We start from the raw sequence: 2,280 nt of genomic DNA on the forward strand, positions 1-2,280 counted from the left end.
ACCGCTATCTTAAGACCACACAAAAATGAGGTCTACCAGAAAGATCTGGTGACCTCATAATACGAACGGGCAGGTTAGTTTAATTACTTCACGAATACTTCAAGTATGGAGAATATGCGTAGTTCGTACATGAGACGTTACCTGAAAGGAATGTAATGCTTAAACTAAGGAGCGAATATGTGTGATCATTCAATCTATCACAATATTATGGGACAAAAAGGTCAGAGGAGCTCCATACTCTACTTTGAGAAATAGATTTAGCAAGTCGTTCCCAATTCCAGATAAGCTTATAAATTATATTGGAAGCACTACGATTCCTTTTCAGGAAATACTAATTATTCAAAATAAAAATGGATTTAAAATTAAAAGTAATAAAGTCGAGTATCTTGACTCACACCTAAATGATTGGAAGATAGCTAGTATTGAAATACAAAACAAGGTTGACGAACTACAAGTATATTTTAAGTATTCTCATTCTTGTGGCAAGCCTATTCGTTATGATTCAAGATATCAATACTTATCTGAAAATGCGTTTATACTTCAAAGTAGTGAATATGGAAGGATTATTTATAACGGTAGATTAGTACACGAAGATACAGGAGATTGGATTTATCAGTTAAAGATATTGAATATTTATAATGGTCATAGTGATGACAAAGAGATTTTAACAAAGGAATCACCTTCGAAAGATTATAAACAAATAGAAGTGCTTTTTTAGTATTTCACGAAGGCATTCCTATCATATAACATCATATTCACGTTTCGAGCCATTCGGCTCTCGGTCCGACAGAAGTTAGAAGTTGATTCGAAGATGATATTGGCAGCAGGGAATTGGAATCAGACGCACACACCATCACCGGCTAACCGCATCACGATTGCACCATTGAGCTAACGGGTAGTTTAGGTTAATGAATACACCTCTCTTTTCTGGACAAATTAATCTATGTTTGGTGGATTAAGGTAAAGAAAGGGTCGAGGTTCTTGAGGGTAATAATATGCTTTGTAATCCTATTCTCATTGGTTGGATCGCAATTTTGTAATGCAGTTGATGAGAAGCCACTTAAGGACTCAAAAGAATTGCAACTTCAAGATATGCTCGTATTGCTTTTGCTTCCTCATATGAGAGAGAAACTTGCTGAGGCGTATTCGGATGTATTTTCTGTACCAGGTTCACCCGATATTTATCCTTATTTTGTTGATGTGAAGGATATAAAAAGGGTTAATGGCTTCCGTGGTTTTGATTTTTTTACTCTTGATGTACGTCCAACAGTTGGACCTCATATCCCTGTCGGTGAAGATGTTTTTATATATCGAATCTCGCCAGCTGGAGTTGAGCTTAAATATTTTGAACATGTTAGAGGACCAGATAAGAATGATTTCCCCCCAAATTATCAAGATCTTTTGAGGTAACGGGGTACGTTAATTGAATAACACACCTTGGAGCAGGCGTTACGATTGCCTGCTCTTTTTATTAAACTAACGGGCAGATTAGTTGAACGATTAAGGGAGTAGAATGACGAGGCGGCTACTCCTTGTTTTATTATGCTAAAGGGTGGTTTCGTAACTTTTCAATAGTTTTTGCGTAATACATTTAATAATGTCAATGGGAGGAACTACATAATGCAGTGGTTTATTTACATTGGTATTGGTTTTATCTTTATTTCAGGATTAATGGTTGGTGCCTGGACTACAGGGGAACAACAAAGAGGCAATTTCTATTCTGAAGATAAATCCGAAAGAGCAATTAAAAGAAAGATTTCAACAGTTACATTATTATTAGGATTAATTTCATTTGGAATAGCTTATCTTATCCATAAATTCTGAATAAGTGTTGCTGTTTTAAACTAACGGGGAACGATAGTTGAATAGTACATAACGATGAGCAGGCGCTGCGGTAGCCTGCTCATTTTATTAAGCTAACGGGCAGTTTAACGCAACAAAACTTCCGTCGAACCGTCTTTATGTTGAACACGGTTTTTAATAAGAAAAGAGGGTGGTTTCTACTGAAAAAGGTATCTTGTTCGTCAGTGATGCTCCTCATTTTATTCGCAATTATGGCGGTAGGTTGCGGGAAAAGCCTTTTTTATAGTAGCCCTGAACTAAAACTATTATAACTGGATATCTTCCAAATATTTGCAACTTTTTCCCGCTTGGTTCCGTTACTTAAACTGTAAGGAATATGAGAACACATCGACTGGAGGAATTATTATTAATTATTTATACTTATTAGGTTTCTTCATCCTTTCTCTCATTACAGTTTTGATATTTTTTATATTTTGT

General features: G+C 35.7%; 3 protein-coding genes. All 3 read left to right on the top strand.

Annotated features, from left to right (window positions below; genetic code table 11):
• The first annotated feature begins 181 nt into the window (after window positions 1-181).
• The 3 genes from BK120_RS34210 to BK120_RS34220 all read left to right on the top strand — a co-directional run bounded on the left by BK120_RS34210 (window position 182) and on the right by BK120_RS34220 (window position 1,824).
• Window positions 182-718: a hypothetical protein gene (locus BK120_RS34210; protein ID WP_076271924.1), complete on the top strand. Its 537-nt coding sequence runs from the start codon at window positions 182-184 to the stop codon at window positions 716-718.
• 263 nt (window positions 719-981) lie between these two features.
• The gene (locus tag BK120_RS34215) at window positions 982-1,410 is read left to right on the top strand and encodes a DUF3888 domain-containing protein (protein ID WP_083682767.1); all 429 of its coding nucleotides are present in this window, start codon (window positions 982-984) and stop codon (window positions 1,408-1,410) included.
• Between the two features lie 210 nt (window positions 1,411-1,620).
• Window positions 1,621-1,824 (top strand): DUF5316 family protein, encoded by a 204-nt coding sequence (locus BK120_RS34220; protein ID WP_076271926.1) that lies wholly within the window; start codon window positions 1,621-1,623, stop codon window positions 1,822-1,824.
• The last annotated feature ends 456 nt before the right edge of the window (window positions 1,825-2,280 follow it).

The organism is Paenibacillus sp. FSL A5-0031, assembly GCF_001956295.1.
Classification (GTDB): domain Bacteria; phylum Bacillota; class Bacilli; order Paenibacillales; family Paenibacillaceae; genus Pristimantibacillus.

What these genes read in the sequence shown, in the direction of transcription:
- BK120_RS34220 (WP_076271926.1), top strand. Translation starts at nt 1,621, where the DNA reads ATGCAGTGGTTTATTTACATTGGTATTGGTTTTATCTTTATTTCAGGA.